This window comes from Winslowiella toletana (assembly GCF_017875465.1).
GTDB lineage: Bacteria > Pseudomonadota > Gammaproteobacteria > Enterobacterales > Enterobacteriaceae > Erwinia > Erwinia toletana.
Genome location: NZ_JAGGMQ010000001.1, coordinates 1,060,364 through 1,084,735, shown reverse-complemented (window position 1 = coordinate 1,084,735; position 24,372 = coordinate 1,060,364). Strand labels below are relative to the sequence as shown.

The following is a 24,372-nucleotide window of genomic DNA, read 5'->3' as shown; positions in this document are numbered from 1 at the left end:
TATAAAGCAGATGGGCGGAATTGCTGATGCTGTCACAAGGGGATGACGCTGCCAGTGTGTTAAAGCTGGGAGGGATCGCGCTGCTGATAACTGACCATTCGGGCAGGGAAGTGTGTCATTGCCGCAGATATTTATCACATCAGGTTACTGTTGACACAAAAGACCACTAATCCTGACGTTTCCCTGGATTCCTGCCGCTTCTCTTCACAAAGCTTTAATGCTTTTACCTGCGCTTCACGTTGGCTTTCATTGTAACGGTAATAATCAATCTCGTGATTAACGAATCAACTAACGAATAATGTGTTCTGAGGAGCATCTGATGAAGATTAAATTACCTGCGATTATTGCTGTAGCCCTGTTTGCTACCACCTCCTTTACTGCCATGGCTGCGACTGAGGTCGATCGTCAGCAGAGTCAGGGTTTGCAGAGCATGGGTAGTGTCTCTATTTCAGGCGTTAACGGCACACTGGATGACGCGACCCGCACGCTTTCGCAGAAAGCTAAAGAGATGGGCGCCACCCATTACCGTGTGGTTGGCGTCGATAATCCAGGCGATTCCAGCCTGTGGAGCGGCACCGCCGAGATTTATCGCTAAACCTGTTTTTACCTTCCATCCCTGTAGCCTTAGTTTGCCTGCGGGCATCGACTGAACCGACCGAATTTTACGGTCGGTTTTTTTTGCTATCGGTCAAGCGAAACGCAACTTTTCCTGCTGTCAGCCCACATAATTACAAATCATAACGAATTCCATAATCGGATATTTTGCTTCGTTCACGGAGAACGGGTAGGATTCATCGCCGTAAAATTAGCATCATCCGCAACATTATAAATAACAGGATGATAGCCACTTCCCCCCCTTGCCAGCGGTGGAACGCAAACGATTGGTTGTGCTGGTGGCGATGGGTAGAGCGTACAGGCGCTCTATTATTGGACAGGAAACAGGACTGATAATGAAAGCTACGAAAAGAAGTGCAGCTGATGCTCGCGCTGCAAAAAGACGCTGGTTGAATTCTCATGATACTGGCTATCAAAAAGCGATGGGGAATCGTCAGGTTCAGATGATTGCCATCGGTGGCGCTATAGGAACCGGTCTGTTCCTTGGTGCGGGGGGGCGTTTACAGGCTGCTGGTCCGGCACTGGCGGTGGTCTACTTGGTCTGCGGTATCTTCTCATTCTTTATTTTGCGTGCGCTGGGTGAACTGGTGCTTCATCGCCCCTCAAGCGGTAGCTTTGTCTCTTATGCCCGTGAATTCCTCGGTGAAAAAGCCTCCTATGTTGCTGGCTGGATGTATTTCGTCAACTGGGCAATGACCGGTATTGTCGATATCACTGCGGTGGCGCTCTATATGCATTACTGGGGCGCGTTTGGCGATGTGCCGCAATGGGTGTTTGCGCTCGGGGCGCTGGCAATAGTCGGCACCATGAATATGATCGGTGTGAAGTGGTTTGCCGAGATGGAGTTCTGGTTTGCGCTGGTGAAAGTGCTGGCGATTGTGGTGTTCCTGGTGGTCGGTACGGTATTTCTCGGTAGCGGCAAAGTCCTTGATGGCAACGCCACCGGTTTCCATCTGATTACTGACAATGGCGGATTCTTCCCGCATGGCCTGTTGCCGGCGCTGGTGCTGGTACAGGGAGTGGTGTTTGCCTTTGCTTCGATCGAACTGGTTGGCACCGCGGCGGGGGAGTGTAAAAACCCGGAAACTGTGCTGCCAAAAGCGATTAACAGCGTAATCTGGCGTATCGGCCTGTTCTATGTCGGCTCGGTGGTGCTGCTGGTGCTGCTGCTGCCATGGAATGCCTATCAGGCCGGACAGAGCCCGTTTGTGACCTTCTTCAGCAAACTTGGCATGCCATATATCGGCAGCATTATGAATATTGTGGTGCTGAGTGCAGCGCTCTCCAGTCTGAACTCGGGCCTCTACTCAACCGGACGTATTTTGCGTTCGATGTCGATGGGCGGTTCTGCGCCGCAGTTTATGTCGAAGATGAGTAAACAGCAGGTGCCGTACGCCGGAATTCTGGCGACCATCGCGGTGTATATTATCGGAGTAATTCTTAACTACTACGTACCGTCGCAGGTGTTTGAGATTGTACTGAATATCGCTTCGCTGGGCATTATCAGCTCCTGGGCGTTTATCGTGGTGTGCCAGATGCGCCTGCGCAAGGCGATCAAAGAGGGCAAAGCTGACGATGTAAGCTTTAAGATGCCATGGGCGCCGTTTACCTCGTGGCTGACGCTGCTGTTCCTTGCCAGCGTACTGGTGCTGATGGCGTTTGACTATCCTAACGGCACTTACACCATTGCATCGATTCCGCTTATTGCGGTGGCGCTGATTCTCGGCTGGTTTGGCGTGCGTAAACGCGTCAATGCGATTGCTGCCACCGAGCATGAGTATCACGCACAGCATGACAAGGCCGATGGTCAGGATCGTCCGCTGACCGAACAACCTGAGTAAATCTGCTTACCGGGCCAGCTTTCGCTGGCCCGTATTACTGCTTTAAGATAGTTTTCCCCCGCTTTCCGTCTTAAGATGACAGGCTCCGTTACTTTGCTATGGAGATGCTATGTCAACGAAAGTCGAGATCATCAAGAATAAAATCCTGTCAGAAAACTGGTTTGTCTTGCGCAATTTTACCTACGATCTGATTGCCAAAGATGGCACGGCGCTGCGTCATAAGCGTGAAGTGTATGATCGTGGTAATGGCGCGACTATCCTGCTGTATAACCGCGAAAAAAATAGTGTGGTGCTGACAACGCAGTTTCGTATCGCGACTTATGTCAATGGCAATGAAAATGGCATGCTGATTGAAGCCTGCGCCGGACTGCTTGACGACGATTCGCCGGAAGATTGCATCCGTAAAGAGGCGATTGAAGAGACCGGCTATGCGATCGGTAAGGTGGAAAAACTGTATGAAGCCTATATGTCGCCAGGCGGCGTGACCGAGCTGATTCACTTTTTTGCCGCAGAGTATGACGAATCACTGCGCGCAAACGCCGGTGGCGGTGTGGAAGATGAAGCTATCGATGTGCTGGAAATAAGTTTTCCGACGGCGCTGGCGATGGTTAAAGAGGGGCGTATCCGCGACGGTAAGACCATTATGTTACTGCAACACGCCCAGCTGGCCGGATGGCTGAAAGCGTAATTCTCTGGCGGCGACGACCGGTCGCCTGCTTTTTCCCCTGCCTGCATCACTTCTTTTCGCCGTCTGGTTAATTGTCCGACAAATCCGATTGAGCCATTGCCGCCGCGTCAGGATGATAACAATTCATCAACACGCTCTTTTCAGCCTGTCCTGGCCGCGTTCAGTACCGCTTTATGGTCTGAGTCACAGATTAAGACATGTTGATCGTCTGCCGTTGCGTTATTATCACCGCATGATTATTTCGGGGACCTGATTATTTAATGCCATATTGGATAAAGCCGCTGCTTTTGTTGCCTTTTCTGTTCGTCGCGAGCGTGCGGGCAGAGCCATTGCAAAAGACATTTTCCGACTGGCAAGTGACCTGCAATAACCTTAACTTTTGTGAGGCGCGCAGCACCTCCGGTGAAAACAGTCTGGTGATGAGCGTTTCCCGCCATGCGGGCAGTAACGATCGTCCGCTGCTGCGGATTGATTATGGTAATCAGTATACCGGCGAACTGAGCGGCGGTTCGCTTAAGGATAATCTGCTGCTCGATCAGCAGCGTCTGCGTCCGGATCTGAAACACTGGGCGGTTGAGCCGCACCACCTCTCCACGTCTTATGCTATCTCCATTGATGAGTTTCTCGCCCAGATTATGGATGCGGATGAAATACAGCTGACTTATCGCCCGCAGGCGACGATCTCGCTGCACGGAATGAAAGCGGCGCTGCTGTTGATGGATGATATTCAGGGCAGGGTCAATGGCATGAGCGCCTGGGTCAGGCGCGGCGATCGCGTGACTTTCGATGTGCCGCCGGAACCGTCGCCGCCGCAGCTTCAGCGTGCAGAACATGCACCGGCGCCGCTGACGCGGGAAGAGAGTAACGGGCTGATTGATTTTGCTACCTGGCGGGTAAATACCGATGAGTGTTCACTGGATCCGATGCGCCGTGAGGTTAGCGTTGCACCGTTAACCGATAATAAAGCGCTGCTGCTGGTCAGCTGCGAAATGGGCGCCTACAACATTATCTATTTAGCGTTTGAAGTGACGCGCACGCTGCCGTATGTGGCGCGCGGCATCAGCCTTGAGCTGCCGTTTACCCCGCCGAATCGCACCGAGAAGCAGATGGAGCTGATTAACGCTGAATATGACGCCGCCAGCGGCCAGTTAATGACTTTTTCCAAAGGACGTGGGCTGGGCGATTGTGGCAATACATCGCGCTGGCAATTTAACGGCCAACGTTTTGTGCTGGCGGATTATGCTGAAGAGACAACCTGCGATAACTGGCACGGTAGCGACGAGTGGCCGACATTATGGGTTACGCATTAAATAGGGCGGCGTTCTCGCCGCCCGTGTCGATGATTGGCATTTAGCGTGATGACGGCGTTTTCGCCGCCCGCTTAATCAGTGCGGTTTCAACAATGCTTCTGCCTTACTGACGATATTTTCCACCGTAAAGCCAAACTCAGCAAACAGCTTATCGGCTGGTGCAGATTCACCAAAACCGGTCATACCGACAATCGCGCCGTTCAGGCCAACATATTTGTACCAGTAGTCGGCAATCCCCGCTTCTACCGCCACACGCTTGCTGACCGTCGAAGGCAGTACCGATTCACGGTATGCGACGTCCTGCTTATCGAACATATCGGTGGATGGCATCGACACTACGCGCACCTTATGGCCGCTGGCGCTAAGTTTCTGCGCCGCACCCAGCGTGATCTCCACTTCTGAACCGGTGGCGATAAGAATGACATCCGGCGTGCCGTCTGCATCCTGCAGAATATAAGCGCCGCGCGAAATATTCTCCAGCTGCGCCTGGCTGCGTTCCGGCTGCGCCAGATTCTGCCGTGACAGGATCAGCGCAGTCGGGCCGTTATGGCGCTCGACCGCATGTTTCCACGCTACGGCGGTTTCAACCTGGTCACACGGACGCCAGACGCTCATATTTGGCGTCAGACGCAGGCTGGCAAGCTGTTCAACCGGCTGGTGGGTTGGACCATCTTCGCCAAGGCCAATCGAGTCATGGGTATACACCATAATCTGACGCGCCTTCATCAGCGCCGCCATACGTGCGGCATTACGCGCATACTCGACAAACATCAGGAAGGTCGCGGTATAAGGCACAAAGCCGCCATGATGGGCAATACCGTTGGCAATTGCCGTCATGCCGAACTCACGCACGCCGTAATGGATATAGTTACCGGCGATATCATCTTTAATCGACTTTGAGCCAGACCAGATGGTCAGGTTACTAGGCGCGAGGTCAGCGGAGCCACCAAGGAACTCCGGCAGTAACTTACCGTAAGTTTCGAGGGCGTTTTGCGACGCTTTACGGCTGGCGATTTTCTGCGGATTCGCTTGCAGATCGGCGATATATTTCTGCGCTGCGGTCTGCCAGTTTTCTGGCATACCGCCATCCATACGGCGGGCAAATTCCTGCGCCAGTTCAGGATGAGCCGCTTTATACGCTGCGAACTTATCGTTCCAGCTCTTCTCTTTTTCCTGACCGGCGCTTTTGGCATCCCACTGGCCATAAATCTCTTTTGGAATTTCAAACGGCGGATAATTCCAGCCCAGCGCTTTACGCGTCAGAGCCACTTCCTCGTCACCCAGCGCCGCGCCATGCGCTTCCTCTTTACCGGCTTTATTTGGCGAACCAAAGCCAATAATGGTGCGGCAGATAATCAGTGACGGCTTATCGGTGACACTCTGCGCTTCTTTAATCGCGGCGGCGACTGCGGCAGGATCGTGGCCATCAATTTCATGCACCACATGCCAGTTATAGGCTTCGAAACGTTTGGCGGTGTCATCGGTAAACCAGCCTGCGGTTTCACCATCAATGGAGATGCCGTTGTGATCGTAGAAACCGATCAGCTTGCCCAGACCCAGCGTACCTGCCAGCGAAGAGACTTCATGGGAGATGCCTTCCATCAGGCAGCCATCGCCCATAAACACATAGGTGAAGTGGTCGACAATATCGTGATCAGGACGGTTAAACTGCGCGCCCAGCGTACGTTCGGCGATAGCCAGACCAACGGCGTTAGCCAGACCCTGACCCAGTGGGCCGGTGGTGGTTTCCACACCCGGGGTATAGCCAATTTCCGGGTGACCCGGGGTTTTTGAATGCAGCTGACGGAAGTTTTTCAGCTCTTCCATCGGCAGATCGTAACCGCTGAGGTGCAGCAGGCTGTACAGCAACATTGAGCCGTGACCGTTAGAGAGAATAAAGCGGTCGCGATCGGCCCATGCCGGATTGGTCGGATTATGCTTGAGGAAGTCGCGCCAGAGCACTTCGGCGATGTCTGCCATGCCCATCGGCGCACCGGGATGGCCCGATTTGGCTTTCTGTACGGCATCCATACTGAGCGCACGAATTGCGTTAGCAAGCTCTCTACGTGAAGACATATCTTCTCCCCTGTTTTTGGTTCGGGAATAAAGCACGGGCGACGAGATTGTCGTCCGTGCGTGCTGTTAGCGCAGTAATAATGCGGCTGAATTACAGCTTAGCGGCCAGCACATCTTCCAGCTTCTGCTGGTCGACGGCGAACTGACGAATACCTTCCGCCAGTTTTTCTACTGCCATTGGATCCTGATTATGCTCCCAGCGGAACTCTGATTCAGACAGCGAGGCTGGCTGATGGAAGGCTTCGGTCGACGGCGCCAGTTTGCGTTCAACCGGTGCATCGCTGGCCTGCAGCTCTTCCAGCAGGTTAGGGGAGATAGTCAGACGATCGCAGCCTGCCAGCGCCAGGATCTGCTCAACTTTACGGAAGCTGGCGCCCATAATGACGGTGTTATAGCGATGCTGTTTGTAATATTCATAGATATCGCGCACAGACTTAACGCCCGGATCTTCGTCAACCACGTACGGATCCAGTGGTTTGCGGGTGTTGTACCAGTCATAGATACGACCGACGAACGGCGAGATCAGGAACACACCGGCTTCAGCGCAGGCGCGCGCCTGCGCAAAGGAGAACAGCAGCGTCAGGTTACAGTTGATGCCATTTTTTTCCAGCTCTTCCGCTGCGCGGATCCCTTCCCAGGTAGAAGCCAGTTTGATCAGGATACGTGAACGATCAATGCCGTGATCTTCGTACATTCTCACCAGTTTTTCCGCTTTGGTGACGCACATTCCACGGTCAAACGAGAGGCGGGCGTCCACTTCAGTGGAAACACGGCCGGGGACGCTTTTCAGGATTTCCATCCCGAGGTTAATCGCCACTTTATCGCTGGCGTTAATAATCTGCGTCTCTTTGCTGCCGCCCTGTTTTTTGGCGTAATCAATCGCATCGTCGATAAGGTGTTTGTAGGAGTCGAGACCGGCGGCTTTCAGAATCAGTGACGGGTTGGTAGTGGCATCTTCAGGATGGTAGTTACGAATCGATTCAATATCGCCACTATCTGCCACAACGGTAGTGAACTGTTTTAATGCCTCTAGCTGGTTCATCTCTTGTCTCCTTGATAAGCAATCGCTAATGCGAATAGAGCCGTGGCGGGCGTTGTCTCGGGGGCGTGCGCTATAAACCTGCGGGCGTCCGGGGGTGACGTTTCACTGCCCGCGCCTGTCTTCAGGCGGCAGGACGACGACGGCACGACGACTCTGACCGACACGGCTAAGTGTTTTCAGGCGAAACATTGCATCAGACGTTCGGGAATAGAAATGCGTTTTCTCTGATTGTTGCGATGGGTTCGCTCAATGGCCGTGTAGCGGACAATAAAAAAAGCCGCAACTGAAAGTGTAGCAGTTCCGCAAAAAACTGTGACGGCGCACACCTTCGGTGCGCCGCAGTGCCGGACTATTTCGCGCAGACGCTCTGCTCGTAGTAGCTGATTTTATCCACTTTTTCCGACGATCCGCCGCCTTCAAATTCTGAGTTTAGCCAGCTGTTAACGATGCTGCGCGCCAGCTCCGGGCCAATTACGCGCGCGCCGAGGGTTATCACCTGCGCGTTATTGCTTTTGCGGGCGCGCTCGGCGGAGTAGGTGTCGTGGCACTGGGCGGCGCGGATGCCTGGTACTTTATTGGCGACAATCGCCATGCCAATACCGGTGCCGCAGATCAGAATACCGCGCTGATGTTTGCCTTCGCGGATAGCGTTGGCCAGCGTCCAGGCAATATCCGGGTAGAGCGGTTTCGCCGCCTGGGCGTCGTTACTGTAGTCGCTGACAGCAATATTTTTTTCCTGCAGGAACTGCTTAATCAGATTTTTCAGTTCCAGAGCTGCATCGTCGGCGCCAATTGCAATAGAAGACATATAGGGTTACTCCGCTGGGTTAACAGGGCCGCAGAGTCGGGGGGCAAAAAGTTATCCCGGGCGGCGGTTCGCTATTACCCTAACGCACTTTTGTTCATTTGTTCAATAGGTGTTCTTTTGTTTGTTTTCTTTTTACCGCGTCGCTTGCCGCTTTATTCCCTTTACGCGCCTGCGGTGCGTGAATATGAGCATTTAAAAGCGGAATTGAAGGTTATGAGCTGGGTCACAATTTTCGTTTTGTGCGCTGGGGTTTGAACATAAATTCATATAGTGTTCATATGTTCACGCATTGATGCAATGCACAAGAAGACCCACTGAGGACTCAAACCATGCGTCAAATCTGCCTTCTGCCTGGTTTATCACAGGCGAAACATCGCCGTAATGCCCCCACACCAGGGCGCCCGTTTATGCAGCCTGCGCGGCAGCTCTCTGCCGGAGGTGCTCAATGAACGCGATCGATCAACATGCCGTCGAGAAATCCGCCATCCGTAAGGTGTCACTGCGACTGGTGCCCTTTGTCGCGCTGATGTTCTTTATCAACTTCCTCGACCGTACCGCCATCTCTTTTGCCGGGCCTAATGGCCTGACCGAGGATCTGGGGCTGCATGCGGCGCAGTTTGGTCTCGCATCCGGCATCTTCTTTATTGGCTATATCCTGCTGGAAGTGCCGAGCAACCTTGCGCTGCATCGCTTCGGCGCACGCAAATGGCTGGCGCGTATTATGGTCAGCTGGGGCATCGTCTCATTACTGTTTACCTGGGTCAGCAGCGTGGAAGGTCTGTATACGCTGCGTCTGCTGCTGGGGATTGCCGAAGCGGGCTTCTTCCCGGGCGCAATCCTGTTTCTCAGCATGTGGGTACCGGCGAAACACCGTAGCAAAGTGCTGTCGCTGTTCTATCTGGCGCAGCCACTGACGGTGGTGCTGGGCGCGCCGCTGGCCGCCGCGCTGATTGAGCAACACGGTCTGTTTGGTCTTTCCGGCTGGCGCGTGATGTTCCTCGGCGTATCGATCCCGGCGATTATTATCGGCATCGTCGCCTGGTTCTATCTGGTGGACTCGCCGCGCGAAGCCAAATGGCTTAATGCGCAGGAGAAAGAGTGGCTGACCACTGCGCTGGAAAAAGAGCAGCGTGAGAAAGGCGGCAACGCGCATGCCAGCTTACGCAGCGTGATGTTTAACGGCCGTGTCTGGATGCTGTGCCTGATCTACTTTGGCTTTATCTACGGCCTGTATGCGCTGGCATTTTTCCTGCCAACGATTATTTCCGGCTTCCAGCAGCAGTTTGGCACCTCGTTTAACGTGATCGAGAAAGGGCTGATTACCGGCGTGCCTTATCTGTTTGCCGCCGTGGTGATGTTCTTCTGGTCGAAGGACGCCACCCGTCGCGGTTGTAAAACCTGGCATATCGCGCTGCCAGCACTGACCGGTGCCATCAGCGTGCCGCTGGCGCTGTATATGGAATCACCGCTGGCCACTATCCTGGTGATCTCGATCACCGCCAGTTCCATTTTTGCCGCCCTGCCTAACTTCTGGACGCTGCCAACTCAGTTCCTCACCGGCGCTTCCGCGGCGGCGGCGATCGCGCTGATTAACACCTTAGGCAATGTCGCCGGTTTCTCCGCCGGATACCTCACCGGCATGCTGCACGATGTCACCGGGGGTTACACCGTTTCAATGATGGTGGTGGGCGGTTTTATGCTGCTCTCCGCGCTACTGATGCTGTTACTTAACGCTAAACGTTCAGGATTTCAGTCTGCCCACATTCCACAGGAGCACACCCAATGACCTATCTGTTTAATCAGCCCTCCGCCTTTGCCAGTGAACTGATTGAAGGTTTTGTCGCCGCCAACGCCGATAAAGTGCGCCAGGTGGCAGGTGGCGTGGTGCGCAGTACCCGCAGCCAGCCAGGCAGTGTGGCGCTGGTGATTGGCGGCGGCTCCGGCCACTACCCGGCATTTTCCGGCCTGGTAGGACAGGGGATGGCGCATGGCGCGGCGATGGGCAATCTGTTTGCTTCACCGTCGGCGCAACAGATCTATAACGTGGCGCGCGCTGCCGATAACGGTGGCGGCGTATTGCTGGCCTTCGGCAACTATGCCGGTGATGTGCTGCATTTTGGCCAGGCGTGCGAGCGGCTGAAAGCCGAAGGTATTCCCTGCGAACTGCTGGCGGTGACTGACGATATTTTTAGCGCCGAACTGAATGAGCATGAGAAACGTCGTGGCGTGGCGGGTGACCTGGCGGTATTTAAAGTCGCCGCCGCCGCTGCTGAAGCGGGCTACTCGCTGACGGAAGTCACCCGTCTGGCGCGTCATGCCAACCACCGCACCCGTTCGCTTGGCGTCGCTTTCTCTGGCTGTACGCTGCCGGGCGCCACGCAGCCGCTGTTTGAGGTGGCGCGCGGCACCATGGCGCTGGGCATGGGGATTCATGGCGAACCGGGTATTCAGGAGTGCGATATCCCGGCCGCCGATGCGCTGGCGGAGCTGTTTGTCAGCAGCCTGATGAAAGAGTGTCCGCAGGAAATTAGCACATGTCGCGGCCAGCGAGTGGCGGTGATCCTTAATGGTCTCGGCTCGGTAAAATATGAGGAGCTGTTTGTTGTCTATCGCCGCGTGGCGCAACTGCTGGCCGACGAAGGCTTGCAGGTGGTGGAGCCGGAAGTGGGTGAATTTGTCACCAGCTTTAATATGGCGGGCGCTTCGCTGACGCTGATGTGGCTGGATGAGCAGCTGGAAGGCTTCTGGCGCGCACCGGCCAATGCGCCGGCATTCCGCAAAGGCAGTGTGATCGTTGCCGAGCAGCTGAGCGCCGTTGAACAGCAGCTGCCTGAGATTGACCAGGTACCTGAAGCCAGCAAGGTCTCACAGCAAGCCGCCCGTTGCACGCTGGCGATTATCGAAGCGATTGCCGAAGTGATTGAAGTCAATGCCACTGAGCTGGGTCGTATCGATGCGGTGGCCGGTGACGGCGACCATGGCATTGGTATGGAGCGTGGCTCGCTGGGTGCGCTGGAGAAAGCGCGTGAAATGCAGCAGCGTAATGCGGGTGCTGGCACCTTACTTTGTCGTGCTGCTGACGCCTGGGCCGATAAAGCGGGCGGCACCTCCGGTGCGCTGTGGGGCGTGGCGCTGACCGCGATTGGCACCGCGCTGGGCGACAGCCAGGCGCCGAATGCGCAGCGGGTGGCGCTGGGTGTGCAGCATGCGAAAGAGGGCATTATGCACTTTGGCAAAGCAAAACCTGGCGATAAAACGCTGGTGGATGTGCTGGTGCCATTCAGTGACTGCCTGACCAGCCGGGTAAATGCCGGTGACAGTTTAGTGGATGCCTGGGCCGCTGCAGCGCAGCAGGCAACGCAGAGCGCCAAAGATACTGCCCGGCTGCTGCCAAAAATGGGTCGCGCGCGGCCGCTGGCGGAGAAAAGCCTCGGGACTGCGGATGCCGGTGCGGTGTCGCTGGCGCTGATCGTTAATAAAGTGCTGAGCGTATTACAGGCCAACGCGTCAGTACCGCAGTTACAGGAGATCAACGAATGACACAGCCGCGTATTACGCTGGGCGTTAGTCTGAAGATGTACTTCAGCTATCAGCAGACGCTGGCATGGAGTGAGGAGGTGGCGGAGATTGCCCGTCATCATCCGGCGATGGTAAACGGCGAGGTGGGGCTGTTTGTCTTGCCTGCCTTTCCGGCGATAGCGGCGATTGGGCAGATCTTCTCTGCTACTGCGGTCAGTATCGGTGCGCAGGATCTGTGCTGGGAAGATAGCGGCGCCTGGACCGGTGAAGTTGGCGGCCCGATGCTGGCCGAACTGGGTTGTCGTTATGTGGAGATTGGCCATGCCGAACGCCGCCGCCATTTTGCCGAAACCGATGTGCAGATTGCCGCCAAGCTGGCCGCTGCCCTGCGCAATGGCCTGACGCCGGTGTTGTGTTTTGGCGAAGCGCAGCAGCTGCCGCCAGATCAGGCGATTGCAACCTGCCGCCAGCAGCTGATCGCCGCGTTAAGCGAGGCGAATCGTCAGCAGCTGAGTGGCGATGTGGTGCTGGCCTGGGAGCCGCAATGGGCGATTGGCGCGCCAGCCCCGGCGCCGGACGCGTTTATTGCTGAGGTTTGTCACGGGCTGCGTCAGCTTCACGACCTCGGTGATTTCCGTTTCCGCGTGATTTATGGCGGCAGCGCCGGACCTGGCCTGCTGAGCCGTCTCGGCCATCAGGTTAACGGCTTGTTCCTCGGACGCTTTGCCCATCAGCCCACGGCGTTGCGCCAGATTATTGATGAGGCTGCCGCGCTGGCCGCCACCTCGCCATCAGCTACGGAGGCATAAATGGCTATCGGATTAAGCACTTACGCGTTTTTCTGGCGCAGTTCGGCGCGGGTTCCGGCGCCACTGAACCTGGCGCAGATGCTGGAACAGACCGCCGCCATGGGGGTGAAGCTGTTTCAGATCTGTGATTACCCGCAGATTGAAAGCTGGAGCGACACTGAGTTACAGGCACTGCGCCAGCAGGCCGACCGCCTCGGTATTGAACTGGAGCTGGGCACTCGCGGACTGCAAACCTCCCATCTGCAACGCTATTTGCAGCTGGCCAGCATTCTGCAGGTCACAGTGATTCGTTCAATGTTTAACAGCGCCAGTCATCGTCCGACGCTGGTGGAAGCGGCGGCGCTGATTGAGACTATCCTGCCGCAGTTTGAAAGGCAGCAGGTAAAACTGTGCCTGGAAACCTATGAACAGGTGAACAGCGCCGAGATGATGGCGGTGATTACGCGTTTTCCTTCCGCTTACCTTGGTGTCTGTCTTGATCCCGCCAACTGTGTCGCAGCGCTGGAGCAACCGCAACAGGTGATCGCCAATACCGCCGGGCGGGTGCTGAATCTGCATATTAAAGATTTTGCCTTTAGCCGGCAGGAGGGTTGGGTTGGCTTTACGCTGGCTGGCGCGCCGCTGGGTGAGGGACTGCTCGACTATGACCTGCTGATTGCGCAGGTGCGCCCTGATGAGCGCGGCATTAACCAAATCGTAGAACACTGGCTGCCGTGGCAGCAGGATGCACAGAGCACCTGCCAGCGCGAAGCGGAGTGGACCCAACAAAGCGTTGATTTTTTACGTCACAGACAACCCCAGGAGTAACTGATGAGCACACAATTAACCACCATCACCGTGATTGGCGCAGGCGGCAAAATGGGCATGCGCATTTCCGCCAACCTGCAGAACAGCGACTATCAGCTGTTTTACTGTGAGAGCGCGCCACAAGCGCAGGCGCAGGTCACCGCGCAGGGGCGTGAGATCTCTGATGCTGAATCCGTGGTGCCATTAAGTGATGTGGTGATCCTTGCGGTACCGGACATCGTGCTGGGCAAAGTTTCTGAGCTGGTGGTACCGCAGATGAAAGCAGGCGCCACACTGTTAACCCTCGATCCGGCGGCAGCCTATGCCAACCTGATTGCGCTGCGCGACGGCATTCATTACGCGGTAGCACACCCGTGCCATCCGTCAGTGTTCCTTGAGCGTTATACCAAAGAAGAGCATGCGGATGCTTTTGGCGGCGTAGCGGCGATTCAGCATGTCGCGGCGTCATTTGAGAGCGGCAGCGACGCGCAGAAAGCGGAGCTGAGCAAAGTGATTAGCGTGATGTACGGCCCGGTTGAGCAGGTGCACTGGGTCACGGTAACCCAGCTGGCTTATCTGGAACCGACACTGGTGGAGACCGTGGCCTGTATGGTCGGGGCCTTTATGAAAGAAGCACTGGATGAGACAGTGAAACATTCAGGCGTGCCGGAAGAAGCGGCAAAAGCGATGCTCTACGGCCATATTCAGATCGCGCTGGCGGTGGCGTTCCGCGCCACTAACCCGTTCTCTGATGCCTGCATGATCGCCATGGAATATGGCCGCGAGAAAATTGTGAAACCCGACTGGAAACAGATTTTCGATCAGAAAGAGCTGGATATCGTGATTGCCCGCATGCTGAAAATCGACGCCATTCGTCGTTGATTCCTTCCCGGATGTGTCAGCCTGTCGCCTGGCTGGCACGCCATCATTTTCGTGATGTCAGATGATGATCTGACAAAGAAATTCGCCAGCTGAGCGCCAGAAAATGGTATAAATTGTTGCCCCAGGCGCGGCGGCTCAGTGCGCGCCCGCCCATAAAATCGATCAAGAGACGACAGCCCGGATGGAAAAAAACACGTTATCTCAGGACATCGAGCTGCTGACGGAAATTGCGGTTGCTTATTACCAGGATGAGATCACTCAGGAAGAGATTGCGCGTAAGTTTGGTATCTCGCGCATTAAAGTCGGACGCTTATTAAAACGCGCCAAAGAGGAAGGCATCGTTGAGATCAATGTCCGCTACCATCCGGTGTTCAGCACCCGTCTTGAACAGCAGCTGCTGCAACGTTTTTCACTACAACGCGCGCTGATTGCTCTTGACCATCCCGATGATGAAGAGCAGCGACGTCAGGTTGCGGCGCTGGTGGCGATGCACCTGTCACAAACGTTAAAAGATAATTCAGTGGTGGCGGTGGGACAGGGGCGCAACGTGGCGGCGGTCGCCGATCATCCGGGCAGTGTGCCGACGCGCAACTGCCACTTTATCAGCGGTATTGGCGGCACTCACCGGCCTGGTGACGCAATCAATGCCGATCATATCAGCCGCCGTCTGGCGAAGAAATTTGGCGGCATCAGCGAAACGCTGTATGCCCCGGCGTATGTGGAAAATCGTGCGTTAAAAGAAGCCTTTATGCAGAACGGCACCATTAAAGAGACACTGGATCGCGCGCGTAAAGCCGATATCGCGCTGGTCGGTATTGGCGATATGAACGAAAACAGCTATATGGTTAAGCTCGGCTGGTTCAGTCCGCATGAAATTATTGATGCCAGTCTGAATCAGGGCGTTACCGGTGATGTGGCGGGCTATGACTTCTTTAATGCGCAGGGCGAACATGTTGATACGGTGATGAACGATCGCGTGATTGGCGTCAGTATCGAAGAGCTGCGCAAAATCCCCTGTGTGATTGCTATCGCCTCGGAAAACACCAAAGCGATGGCGATTCTTGGCGCATTGCGCACCGGGGCGATTGATATTATTGCCACCTCGGCGCAGAACGTGCGCACATTATTAAATATGACCAAATAGGGGCAGCGTTATCGCTGCCCGTATTAATGATTTACACCAGTGTAAATGCGTTCTCGCCGCCGTTGTTGAACATTCCCCCCGGAAAATTTGGAAATTATTTCCATAATCCCTCCTTGCCACTGCAAAGTTTGAAGCGGTTCATGTTTTTCCGCCGTTTGCCGCTTCTATACTGTCGACCCGGACTTCGTGATAACCAATAAGGGATTCTGACGATGGATGATCAACTGAAGCAGAGTGCGCTCGATTTTCACCAATTCCCCACCCCCGGCAAGATTCAGGTTTCCCCCACCAAGCCGCTGGCGACCCAGCGCGATCTGGCGCTGGCGTATTCGCCGGGGGTGGCTGCGCCCTGTCTGGAAATCGCCAAAGACCCGTTAGCCGCGCATAAATACACCGCTCGTGGCAATCTGGTGGCGGTGATCTCTAATGGCACCGCGGTGCTCGGACTGGGCAATATCGGCGCACTGGCGGGCAAGCCGGTAATGGAAGGTAAAGGTGTGTTGTTTAAAAAGTTCGCCGGTATCGATGTGTTTGATATCGAAATCGACGAGCAGGATCCGGACAAGCTGATTAATGTAATTGCCGCGCTGGAACCGACGTTTGGCGGCATTAACCTTGAAGATATTAAAGCGCCGGAGTGTTTCTATATTGAGAAAGCGCTGCGTGAACGGATGAAAATTCCGGTATTTCATGACGACCAGCACGGCACCGCGATTATCTGTACCGCTGCGGTGCTGAATGGCCTGCGGGTGGTGAAGAAAAATATCTCTGATGTGCAACTGGTGGTGTCCGGCGCGGGGGCATCGGCCATCGCCTGTATGAACCTGCTGGTGGCGCTCGGCATGCAGAAGCACAATATCGTGGTCTGCGATTCCAGAGGGGTGATTTACCAGGGACGCGAAACGCCAATGGCGGAAACCAAAGCGGCTTATGCCGTCGTGGATGATGGCAGGCGCACTCTCGACGAGGTGATTACCGGCGCGGATATTTTCCTTGGCTGTTCCGGACCGAAAGTGATGACCCAGCAGATGGTCAGCCGGATGGCGCCCAATCCGCTGATCCTGGCGCTGGCCAACCCGGAACCGGAAATCCTGCCGCCGTTAGCAAAAGCAGTGCGTCCCGATGCGATTATCTGCACCGGCCGTTCGGACTATCCGAATCAGGTCAATAACGTGCTCTGTTTCCCGTTTATTTTCCGTGGCGCGCTGGATGTCGGCGCCACCGCGATTAACGAAGAGATGAAACTGGCGGCGGTGCACGCGATTGCGGAACTGGCGCTGGCGGAGCAGAGCGAAGTGGTGGCATCGGCGTATGGCGATCAGGAGCTGAGCTTTGGTGCTGATTATCTGATCCCGAAACCCTTTGATCCGCGCCTGATTGTGCAGATTGCCCCGGCGGTGGCGAAGGCGGCGATGGAGTCCGGCGTCGCCACACGCCCTATAGACGATTTTGATCTCTACCGTGAGAAACTGACGGAGTTTGTCTACAAAACCAATCTGTTTATGAAACCGATCTTCTCGCAGGCGCGGCTGGATCCAAAACGGGTGGTGCTGGCCGAGGGTGAAGAGGCGCGGGTACTGCATGCGACGCAGGAACTGATCAGTTTAGGGCTGGCGAAACCGATTCTGATTGGCCGTCCGAGTGTGATTGAGATGCGGCTGCAAAAACTCGGGCTGAAAATTGAAGCCGGTAAAGATTTTGAAGTGGTGAATAACGAATCCGATCCGCGTTTTAAAGCTTACTGGAGTGAGTATTACCAGATTATGAAACGCCGCGGGGTCTCGGCCGAAGAGGCGCAGCGCGCGGTAATCGGCAATCCGACGCTGATTGGCGCCATTATGGTTCATCGTGGTGAGGCGGATGCGCTGATTTGCGGCACCATCGGCGACTATAAATCGCACTATGATATCGTGGAGAAACTGTTTGGTTTCCGTGCCGATGTGAAGATGGCCGGAGCGATGAATGCGCTGTTGCTGCCAAGCGGCAATACTTTTATCGCCGATACCTATGTTAACGAAGATCCGACACCGGAAGAGCTGACGGAGTTAACCCTGATGGCTGCGGAAACCGTGCGCCGCTTTGGTATCGAGCCAAAGGTGGCGCTGCTGTCGCACTCCAGCTTTGGCACCTCCAATGCGCCCGCGGCGCGCAAAATGCGCGATACGCTGGCACTGGTAAAAGCCCGCGCGCCGGAACTGGAGATTGATGGTGAAATGCATGGCGATGCGGCGCTGGTGGAGAGTATTCGCCACGATCTGATGCCGGACAGTCCGTTAAAAGGCGCCGCTAATATTCTGATTATGCCAAATGTGGAAGCGGCGCGTATCAGCTATAACCTGCTGCGCGTCTCCTGCTCGGAAGGGGTTACCGTCGGGCCGGTGCTGATGGGGATTGCCAGACCGGTGCATGTACTGACGCCCATCGCCTCAGTGCGGCGGATCGTTAATATGGTGGCGCTGGCGGTGGTTGAAGCGCAGACGCAGCCGTTGTGAAATGTGCGGGCGGCGAGAACGCCGCCCCTACAGATATGATTTTCTTGTAGGGGCGGCGTTCTCGCCGCCCATGCTCAGCCGATTACAACCAGTCACGGACCTTAATAAAATCACTGTACAACGCAGCTTCCGGCGACCCCGCTGCCGGCTGATAATCATATTCCCAGCGTACCAGCGGCGGCATCGACATCAGGATTGATTCGGTGCGACCGCCGGTCTGCAAACCAAACAGCGTACCGCGATCCCATACCAGGTTAAATTCCACATAGCGGCCACGACGATAGAGCTGGAACTGACGTTCACGCTCGCCCCACGGCAACGCTTTACGGCGTTCAACAATGGGCAGATAAGCATCAAGGAAGCCACGACCCACCGCCTGGGTAAAGTCGAAACAGTAATCAAAATCTGGTGTATTCAGGTCGTCAAAAAACAGGCCGCCGATACCGCGCTGTTCATCGCGATGTTTCAGCCAGAAGTAGTCATCACACCACTTCTTGTAGCGTGCATACACCTGGTCGCCAAAGGGCTGACAGAGGTTAAACGCGGTCTGATGCCAGTGCACCGCATCTTCCTCAAAACCGTAGAACGGCGTTAAGTCAAAGCCGCCGCCAAACCACCAGACTGGCTCTTCACCCGGCTTTTCGGCGATAAAGAAGCGCACATTGGCGTGGCTGGTCGGCACATAGGGGTTTTCCGGGTGAATCACCAGTGAAACCCCCATCGCTTCAAAGCTGCGGCCCGCCAGCTCCGGACGATGCGCAGTGGCGGAAGCGGGCATCGTGTCGCCATGCACATGGGAGAAATTGACCCCAGCCTGCTCAAAGACTCCGCCATTACGCAGCACGCGACTGCGTCCACCGCCGCCACCGGGGCGCTGCCAGCTGTCTTCCGCAAACTGCGCCGCGCCATCGGCGAGCGCCAGTTGCTGACAAATTTGATCCTGCAGCGAGAGCAGAAACTGTTTTACGCGAGCGATATCGGGAGAGTTCATAAGCATGCCGTTGTTAATCATTTTGCCTGATTATACCTAACCCGCGCGGCGATTGTGACGATCAAAATCATCGAAATAACTGACAATGCCGTCAGCAATGGCGCCAGCAATCTTCTGCCGGAAGGCGGTGGTGCCTAACAGCTGCTCTTCATCCGGGTTAGTGATAAACGAGGTTTCCACCAGTACCGAAGGAATTGATGGTGATTTCAGCACCGCAAATGCCGCCTGCTCGGTATGCTGGCTGTGCAGATGATGCACCGGGCGGATCTGGTTCAGCACATGTTTGCCCAGCGTCAGGCTGTTTTTAATCGTATCGGTCTGCACCAGATCGAACAGAATCTGCTGCAGATAGTGATCTTTATCGGCGGCCTTGACGCCACCGACATCATCAGCGGCATTTTCCCGCTGCGACAGATAGCGCGCCATGGTGCTGCTGGCGCCGCGATTAGAGAGGGCAAACACCGACGCGCCGTTGGCGTCCGGGCTGGTGAAACCATCGGCATGAATCGACATAAACAGGCTGGCGCCATGCTGGTGGGCGATCTCAACGCGCTGAAACAGCGGAATAAAGTGGTCGCTTTCACGCGTCAGCCGCACGTCGATATGCGGATGTTCGCTGAGCTGCTGGCGAATATGGTTGGCGATCTCAAGGACGATATGTTTCTCTTCGGAGCCTTCATGACCGACCGCACCGGAATCAATACCGCCGTGTCCCGGATCGATCATAACAATTTTTTTGCCGCTGCTGGCAGGGGCTGCCGGACGATGGTCAGTGGTGGTTTTCAGCGCCGCCTCTTTCGCCTGTACACTTTTTGCGGAGAATAGCGCCAGCGCCAGGCCGGAAAGTAAAAGCTGGCGGCGCGATGCCAGCGGCGTCAGTGGTGAGAATTTTTTCATGGTAATCCTGCGTAGTCCTGCCCGGCATATAAAGAGAGTATTGTTATATCGTATCAATTCGCCGACTGCGACCACGGAACTATGTCAGCATTTTACTTTTTATTTCAGTACGCTAATTAAGGAAAACCATTTTTTTTGCCCCGCAAAGGGATTCGCCCCTTGCGCCATGCAAAGAATGCGTGATAATCAGCAGATTGTGCGAAACATTTGAGAATACTCCATGGAAATCCGCGTATTCCTCCAGGACGATTTTGAAGAAGTCATCACCCTCTGGGAGCGTTGTGACCTGTTACGCCCGTGGAACGATCCCGAGATGGATATTGAACGTAAACTGAATCATGACCCTGACCTGTTTCTGGTGGCGGTAGTGGGCGGTGAAATCGTGGGTACGCTGATGGGCGGTTACGACGGACATCGCGGGTCGGCCTACTATCTCGGCGTGCATCCGGATTATCGTGGCCGTGGCTTTGCCAATGCGCTGATGAACCGGCTGGAGAAAAAGCTGATTGCGCGTGGTTGCCCGAAAATCAACCTGATGGTGCGTGAAGAGAATGATGCAGTAATGGGGTTTTATGAAAAACTTGATTACGAAATGCAGGATTCCGTATGTCTCGGCAAGCGCCTGATTGAAGATCGCGAATATTAATTCTGCTGCGGGCGACTTTGCCCGCCCATCTGGTCCTCTCTGTGCGGTACTTCTGTTTATCTATGATCTCTCCCGACGATTACGACCATAAAGGCCAGCTGCGGCTGCCGCTGACTTTCTGGATTATTCTGCTGTTACAGGCGCGCACCTGGCTGTTATTTGTAATGGCTGGTGCATCACGTCAGCAGGGCGCCGAACTGCTGGAGCTGTTATACCCGGATCGCCAGGCGTTCTGGATTGGCATGGCGTCAGGCGTTCCGGCGGCCCTGGGTCTGCTGCTGACCGGTTATCGCCAGCGGTTGCCGCGTCTGTGGCAGAGCTGGCGCTGGGTACTGTGCCTCGATCTGCTGGCGATGATGTTATTGCAGGGTGTGACGCTGTGGCAGGGGGATGACGCTTTCTCTCCGCTGATGCTGCTGTTTATGCTGTTCGATTTGCTGGCGCTGGGCTATCTGCTGTTCAGTCAGCGGGTCCGTAACTGTTTCGATCCAACACTTAACGCGGTGGAATAAAACTTTTCCCCCATTCAGCACTCAAAGCTGACTCGCACGCGTTTCGTGCTGACTACAGGAGTTGCAATGAAATCTGTTTATCCGGCGTTAATGACGGCCGCATTACTACTTACCGGCTGCGCCAGTTCCGGCTCCAGCGCGCCGTCTGAAGGCAGCTGGTGGAACCCGTTTGCCAAAGTATCCTGGTCAAGCCTGTCACCGCTTAACTGGTTTGGTTCCTCACTTGAAGTGAATGAGCAGGGCGTCGGCGCGATCAATGGCAGCACGGCGATGAACGCCAGCGCCATCGATAAAGGTCTGGATGGTCATTACACGCTGCGGCAGGGGATGCGCACCAGCGATGGCAATGTCGTCTCTTTCTGGCAGGCACTCGACGACGGCAAGGTGAAGCTGGTGATTAACGGTAAAAGCAACGTAACCAGCGTTGAGGTGATGGATGAAGCGGTCGCCAGCAGCGATGGCGCTAAAATCGGCAGCAAGTTCAGCGAGCGCTACAGCAAAGCCTTTGGCGCTTGCGAGAAGGCGGCGGGGCTGGACAGCAGCGCCGTCGAATGTAAAGCGCCTGGCAGCCAGCATATCAGCTATGTCTACAGTGGTGACTGGCATGGTCCGGAAGGCTTAATGCCATCCGATGACACGCTGAAAAACTGGACGCTGAGTAAAATTATCTGGCGTAGCTGAGTACCCTGTGAAAGTGCGGTAATTTTTGCCGTGGCGCAAGATGCGGTCTGAAACATCGCGTATGATAAGCGCTTAAATCGACTCGCGTTTACTATCATACTCAGGAGATCCTCCGCATGTCTCAGTTTCAGAGCGGCATTTTACTTGAACATCGCCGTTTTGCGATTTACCTCGAAGCCAGCGTTCAGGGTGATACAGACGCGATTCGCAGCGGCAGTAAACAGTTTCTGCAACAGCTGACACAACTGCAACAGCAGTTTCCGGATGCCGGTTCAGGTGCAGTGCTGGCCTTTGGCGATGCGCTGTGGCGCGATCTGAGCGCCGGGCAAGGCGCTGCGGAGCTGAAAGCCTTCCAGCCGCTGGGCAAAGGTATTGCACCGGCTACCCAGCGCGATCTGCTGATTCATATCCAGTCACTGCGTCACGATGTGAACTTTAGCCTGGCGCAGGCGGCTCTGGCGGCCTTTGGCGGCGCCATCACCGTCGAAGATGAAACCCATGGCTTCCGCTGGGTGGAAGATCGCGATCTCTCTGGATTTGTCGATGGCACTGAAAACCCGCAGGGCGAAAAGCGTCAGCAGGTGGCGATTATCGCCGATGGCGACGATCGCGGCGGCAGCTATGTGTTTACTCAGCGCTGGCAGCATAATCTGCAACAGTGGCAGCGTCTGGAGGTTAGCAAGCAGGAGCAGGTGATGGGACGCACTAAGCTCAGTAATGAAGAACTGGACAGCGCAACGCGTCCGGCTACCTCGCATATCAGTCGCGTTGATTTAAAAGAGAATGGCCAGGGATTGAAAATCCTGCGCCAGAGCCTGCCATATGGCACGGTCAGCGGCGCTAATGGCCTGTACTTTATCGCTTACTGCGCCACGCTGTACAATATTGAACAGCAGTTGCTCAGTATGTTTGGTGAACGCGACGGCAAATACGATGCCATGTTGCGCTTTACCAAACCGGTTACTGGCAGCTATTTCTACGCGCCATCGCTTAAGCAGTTGCTGGCGTTGTAATCAGCCGGGGGGCAGCATCTGCCCCCCGGTGGTTATTCACTTTTTAGCGCACGTTTTCCATTACTCAGACTTCCATCACCCAGACCTCGCCCTGGCAGTGATAAGCAGGTTGGTGCGGTGGTCGGATACTCCTCATCCGGGGTGATATACACCCGCGTCGTCGCCACATAGCCATCACTGAAGGTCGCTTCAACATAGCTGGCTTCCCAGCCTTGTTGCGGTCTGTTCAGCGTCACCTCAATATTATCGCTGACCTTGATCGGCGCCGAGGTATAACGGATGCCACAGGCGTAGCGGAAGTCGCGTGCATTAAGATTCACCGCACTCCAGCGTTTAATAGTTTCAGGTTTTTCAGAAAATGAGATTAACAGTTTCTGTTTTTGTTGTTGTGTATTGATTACCGGTAATGCTTTGTTGTGTTGCAGACGGTTGGTAAATGCCGCCAGGGAGGATTCAGCATATTTTTTAATATCATAATGCCCGCTATTGGCCACTACCCGCAGTGATTTTACGCCGGGTAAATGGTCGTAATAAAATCGTGTATTGTCAGGGACGTAAAAATCATCACCACTGGCATTAATAATATACTTTGCAACTGACAGCCTGGGGAAAAAATCATTACCGCTATATTGCATCGGATCGAGAATCTTCATCAGTCTGGCAAACGATGCAGTGGCGATTTTGGTGTCAATATTTTGCATATAGTAGGGATAAAAGGCGGCAGGCCAGTTATTGCCATAGGAATGATACATATGGGTTAACGCCGGACGGATGTCGGGTAAGTCGAAGACCATCGGTACTATGGCGTCGACACGCGAGTCGGAGAGCAGCGTCAGCCAGGTGGTCCAGCCGCGTTTTGAGATGCCGGCGACGATAAACTTATCAATATGCCAGGAGGTTAACTCCCGTACCGCCAGCGACATCGACTGTGAGACGGCGGCGGTCATCGGAATATGTAATGGCATCTCAGTGTTGTTTTCCGGATCCTGCAAAAACTGTGACCAGCTCACCGCCACCAGGTCGTCCTCTCTGCGTGCTGTGTTGTCGCCGGGCAGGGTAAGATATTGATTGGGAATATTGCTTAGCGAAATCACGATGGTCTGTGTCTGACGCGATAATGATGCCAGCGATGCTTCACTCATATCTGACGGCAGCTCAGGCGCGGCGTCATTAATATTATGGTTAATGCCATTATTAATAAACACCAGGGCGCGTGACGACAGGGGGTGCTGAGGAATATAAATATCGACTTCATGCTGCCATGCAGTTTGCGCCGATTTATCTTCCGGCCAGGATTGTGAGGTCAGTTGATAACGGCGAAGTTCTACTTTGTCTAATTGTTCTGTTTTAATTAATTTGTAATTTAAAGGTAATGATTCCAGCTTTTGTCGGTAGCAGGATAATACATAGTTAAAATCTTTATTCTCCGGGCAGATAGTTTGTAAATCGGCGGCGGTAGATGTAGCGCTAATCATAAACAGCGCAACAGAAAGGGCGCATCTGGCACTTAGCATGGCTATTCTCCTTGTGCATAAATAAACCAGCGAAGGATTCGCTGATTAAATATCTCCGTAAAATATTTACTATTTAATTGCTGGCGGTGATTGAATTATATACAGC

The 24,372-nt window shown here is 54.8% G+C and carries 21 protein-coding genes; 15 read left to right on the top strand and 6 right to left on the bottom strand.

The window, feature by feature from the left end:
- Nucleotides 1–319: 319 nt before the first annotated feature.
- From J2125_RS05085 to J2125_RS05070, 4 genes are all read left to right on the top strand, one after another.
- Nucleotides 320–595 (top strand): YdgH/BhsA/McbA family protein, encoded by a 276-nt coding sequence (locus J2125_RS05085; protein ID WP_017803251.1) that lies wholly within the window; start codon nt 320–322, stop codon nt 593–595.
- Between the two features lie 355 nt (nt 596–950).
- The gene (gene ansP, locus J2125_RS05080; RefSeq protein WP_017803252.1) at nt 951–2,456 is read left to right on the top strand and encodes an L-asparagine permease; all 1,506 of its coding nucleotides are present in this window, start codon (nt 951–953) and stop codon (nt 2,454–2,456) included.
- Between the two features lie 109 nt (nt 2,457–2,565).
- Nucleotides 2,566–3,144, top strand: coding sequence for a GDP-mannose pyrophosphatase NudK (gene nudK / locus J2125_RS05075; RefSeq protein WP_017803253.1), 579 nt, complete (start codon nt 2,566–2,568; stop codon nt 3,142–3,144).
- 260 nt (nt 3,145–3,404) lie between these two features.
- Entirely contained in the window at nt 3,405–4,454 is a 1,050-nt protein-coding gene (locus tag J2125_RS05070) for a DUF1176 domain-containing protein (RefSeq protein ID WP_026112010.1), read from the top strand.
- Nucleotides 4,455–4,529: 75 nt separating this feature from the next.
- Here the strand turns inward: J2125_RS05070 and tkt are convergent, their stop codons facing one another.
- The 3 genes from tkt to rpiB form a co-directional block, all read right to left on the bottom strand.
- The gene (tkt, locus tag J2125_RS05065; protein WP_017803255.1) at nt 4,530–6,530 is read right to left on the bottom strand and encodes a transketolase; all 2,001 of its coding nucleotides are present in this window, start codon (nt 6,528–6,530) and stop codon (nt 4,530–4,532) included.
- A 91-nt stretch (nt 6,531–6,621) separates the two neighbouring features.
- Entirely contained in the window at nt 6,622–7,572 is a 951-nt protein-coding gene (gene tal / locus J2125_RS05060) for a transaldolase (protein ID WP_017803256.1), read from the bottom strand.
- Nucleotides 7,573–7,921: 349 nt separating this feature from the next.
- Complete coding sequence (gene rpiB, locus J2125_RS05055; protein ID WP_017803257.1) at nt 7,922–8,380, bottom strand: ribose 5-phosphate isomerase B; 459 nt, start codon at nt 8,378–8,380, stop codon at nt 7,922–7,924.
- 445 nt (nt 8,381–8,825) lie between these two features.
- Here rpiB and J2125_RS05050 point away from each other — a divergent pair, with 445 nt between their 5' ends.
- The 7 genes from J2125_RS05050 to maeB all read left to right on the top strand — a co-directional run bounded on the left by J2125_RS05050 (nt 8,826) and on the right by maeB (nt 18,012).
- Nucleotides 8,826–10,166 (top strand): MFS transporter, encoded by a 1,341-nt coding sequence (locus J2125_RS05050; protein WP_017803258.1) that lies wholly within the window; start codon nt 8,826–8,828, stop codon nt 10,164–10,166.
- Nucleotides 10,163–11,920 carry a dihydroxyacetone kinase family protein gene (locus tag J2125_RS05045; protein WP_017803259.1) on the top strand — a complete coding sequence of 586 codons (1,758 nt, stop codon included), beginning with the start codon at nt 10,163–10,165 and terminating at the stop codon, nt 11,918–11,920. The genes J2125_RS05050 and J2125_RS05045 overlap by 4 nt, the downstream gene beginning before the upstream one ends.
- On the top strand, nt 11,917–12,708 hold the full coding sequence (locus J2125_RS05040; protein WP_017803260.1) for a triose-phosphate isomerase family protein: 792 nt from the start codon (nt 11,917–11,919) through the stop codon (nt 12,706–12,708). Before J2125_RS05045 ends, J2125_RS05040 begins: the two co-directional genes overlap by 4 nt.
- A complete protein-coding gene (locus J2125_RS05035) occupies nt 12,709–13,515 on the top strand; it encodes a sugar phosphate isomerase/epimerase family protein (RefSeq protein ID WP_017803261.1) in 807 nt (268 codons plus the stop codon).
- Between the two features lie 3 nt (nt 13,516–13,518).
- The gene (locus tag J2125_RS05030; protein ID WP_017803262.1) at nt 13,519–14,376 is read left to right on the top strand and encodes a phosphogluconate dehydrogenase C-terminal domain-containing protein; all 858 of its coding nucleotides are present in this window, start codon (nt 13,519–13,521) and stop codon (nt 14,374–14,376) included.
- Nucleotides 14,377–14,557: 181 nt separating this feature from the next.
- Nucleotides 14,558–15,520: a sugar-binding transcriptional regulator gene (locus J2125_RS05025; protein ID WP_017803263.1), complete on the top strand. Its 963-nt coding sequence runs from the start codon at nt 14,558–14,560 to the stop codon at nt 15,518–15,520.
- 212 nt (nt 15,521–15,732) lie between these two features.
- Nucleotides 15,733–18,012, top strand: a complete 2,280-nt coding sequence (gene maeB, locus J2125_RS05020; protein ID WP_017803264.1) for an NADP-dependent oxaloacetate-decarboxylating malate dehydrogenase — start codon at nt 15,733–15,735, stop codon at nt 18,010–18,012.
- An 82-nt stretch (nt 18,013–18,094) separates the two neighbouring features.
- Here the strand turns inward: maeB and hemF are convergent, their stop codons facing one another.
- Together hemF and amiA are read right to left on the bottom strand one after the other, a co-directional pair.
- A complete protein-coding gene (gene hemF / locus J2125_RS05015) occupies nt 18,095–19,003 on the bottom strand; it encodes an oxygen-dependent coproporphyrinogen oxidase (protein WP_026112011.1) in 909 nt (302 codons plus the stop codon).
- Between the two features lie 36 nt (nt 19,004–19,039).
- Nucleotides 19,040–19,900 carry an N-acetylmuramoyl-L-alanine amidase AmiA gene (amiA, locus tag J2125_RS05010; RefSeq protein WP_017803266.1) on the bottom strand — a complete coding sequence of 287 codons (861 nt, stop codon included), beginning with the start codon at nt 19,898–19,900 and terminating at the stop codon, nt 19,040–19,042.
- 220 nt (nt 19,901–20,120) lie between these two features.
- Here amiA and J2125_RS05005 point away from each other — a divergent pair, with 220 nt between their 5' ends.
- From J2125_RS05005 to J2125_RS04990, 4 genes are all read left to right on the top strand, one after another.
- A complete protein-coding gene (locus tag J2125_RS05005; RefSeq protein ID WP_017803267.1) occupies nt 20,121–20,546 on the top strand; it encodes a GNAT family acetyltransferase in 426 nt (141 codons plus the stop codon).
- A 62-nt stretch (nt 20,547–20,608) separates the two neighbouring features.
- Nucleotides 20,609–21,058, top strand: coding sequence for a DUF2919 domain-containing protein (locus tag J2125_RS05000; protein WP_017803268.1), 450 nt, complete (start codon nt 20,609–20,611; stop codon nt 21,056–21,058).
- 66 nt (nt 21,059–21,124) lie between these two features.
- A complete protein-coding gene (locus tag J2125_RS04995) occupies nt 21,125–21,739 on the top strand; it encodes an RpoE-regulated lipoprotein (protein WP_017803269.1) in 615 nt (204 codons plus the stop codon).
- 116 nt (nt 21,740–21,855) lie between these two features.
- A complete protein-coding gene (locus J2125_RS04990) occupies nt 21,856–22,752 on the top strand; it encodes a Dyp-type peroxidase (RefSeq protein ID WP_017803270.1) in 897 nt (298 codons plus the stop codon).
- A 32-nt stretch (nt 22,753–22,784) separates the two neighbouring features.
- Here the strand turns inward: J2125_RS04990 and J2125_RS04985 are convergent, their stop codons facing one another.
- Entirely contained in the window at nt 22,785–24,266 is a 1,482-nt protein-coding gene (locus J2125_RS04985) for a PhoPQ-activated pathogenicity-related family protein (protein WP_017803271.1), read from the bottom strand.
- Between the last annotated feature and the right edge of the window lie 106 nt (nt 24,267–24,372).

Excerpts from the sequence above, each read along its gene's own strand:
- amiA (WP_017803266.1), bottom strand. The coding sequence starts at position 19,900 with ATGAAAAAATTCTCACCACTGACGCCGCTGGCATCGCGCCGCCAGCTT.
- hemF (WP_026112011.1), bottom strand. The coding sequence starts at position 19,003 with ATGAACTCTCCCGATATCGCTCGCGTAAAACAGTTTCTGCTCTCGCTG.
- J2125_RS05050 (WP_017803258.1), top strand. The coding sequence starts at position 8,826 with ATGAACGCGATCGATCAACATGCCGTCGAGAAATCCGCCATCCGTAAG.
- rpiB (WP_017803257.1), bottom strand. The coding sequence starts at position 8,380 with ATGTCTTCTATTGCAATTGGCGCCGACGATGCAGCTCTGGAACTGAAA.
- J2125_RS05030 (WP_017803262.1), top strand. The coding sequence starts at position 13,519 with ATGAGCACACAATTAACCACCATCACCGTGATTGGCGCAGGCGGCAAA.
- J2125_RS05000 (WP_017803268.1), top strand. The coding sequence starts at position 20,609 with ATGATCTCTCCCGACGATTACGACCATAAAGGCCAGCTGCGGCTGCCG.
- nudK (WP_017803253.1), top strand. The coding sequence starts at position 2,566 with ATGTCAACGAAAGTCGAGATCATCAAGAATAAAATCCTGTCAGAAAAC.
- tkt (WP_017803255.1), bottom strand. The coding sequence starts at position 6,530 with ATGTCTTCACGTAGAGAGCTTGCTAACGCAATTCGTGCGCTCAGTATG.
- J2125_RS05005 (WP_017803267.1), top strand. The coding sequence starts at position 20,121 with ATGGAAATCCGCGTATTCCTCCAGGACGATTTTGAAGAAGTCATCACC.
- maeB (WP_017803264.1), top strand. The coding sequence starts at position 15,733 with ATGGATGATCAACTGAAGCAGAGTGCGCTCGATTTTCACCAATTCCCC.
- J2125_RS04995 (WP_017803269.1), top strand. The coding sequence starts at position 21,125 with ATGAAATCTGTTTATCCGGCGTTAATGACGGCCGCATTACTACTTACC.
- J2125_RS05025 (WP_017803263.1), top strand. The coding sequence starts at position 14,558 with ATGGAAAAAAACACGTTATCTCAGGACATCGAGCTGCTGACGGAAATT.
- J2125_RS04985 (WP_017803271.1), bottom strand. The coding sequence starts at position 24,266 with ATGCTAAGTGCCAGATGCGCCCTTTCTGTTGCGCTGTTTATGATTAGC.
- tal (WP_017803256.1), bottom strand. The coding sequence starts at position 7,572 with ATGAACCAGCTAGAGGCATTAAAACAGTTCACTACCGTTGTGGCAGAT.
- J2125_RS05085 (WP_017803251.1), top strand. The coding sequence starts at position 320 with ATGAAGATTAAATTACCTGCGATTATTGCTGTAGCCCTGTTTGCTACC.
- J2125_RS04990 (WP_017803270.1), top strand. The coding sequence starts at position 21,856 with ATGTCTCAGTTTCAGAGCGGCATTTTACTTGAACATCGCCGTTTTGCG.
- J2125_RS05045 (WP_017803259.1), top strand. The coding sequence starts at position 10,163 with ATGACCTATCTGTTTAATCAGCCCTCCGCCTTTGCCAGTGAACTGATT.
- J2125_RS05040 (WP_017803260.1), top strand. The coding sequence starts at position 11,917 with ATGACACAGCCGCGTATTACGCTGGGCGTTAGTCTGAAGATGTACTTC.
- J2125_RS05070 (WP_026112010.1), top strand. The coding sequence starts at position 3,405 with ATGCCATATTGGATAAAGCCGCTGCTTTTGTTGCCTTTTCTGTTCGTC.
- ansP (WP_017803252.1), top strand. The coding sequence starts at position 951 with ATGAAAGCTACGAAAAGAAGTGCAGCTGATGCTCGCGCTGCAAAAAGA.
- J2125_RS05035 (WP_017803261.1), top strand. The coding sequence starts at position 12,709 with ATGGCTATCGGATTAAGCACTTACGCGTTTTTCTGGCGCAGTTCGGCG.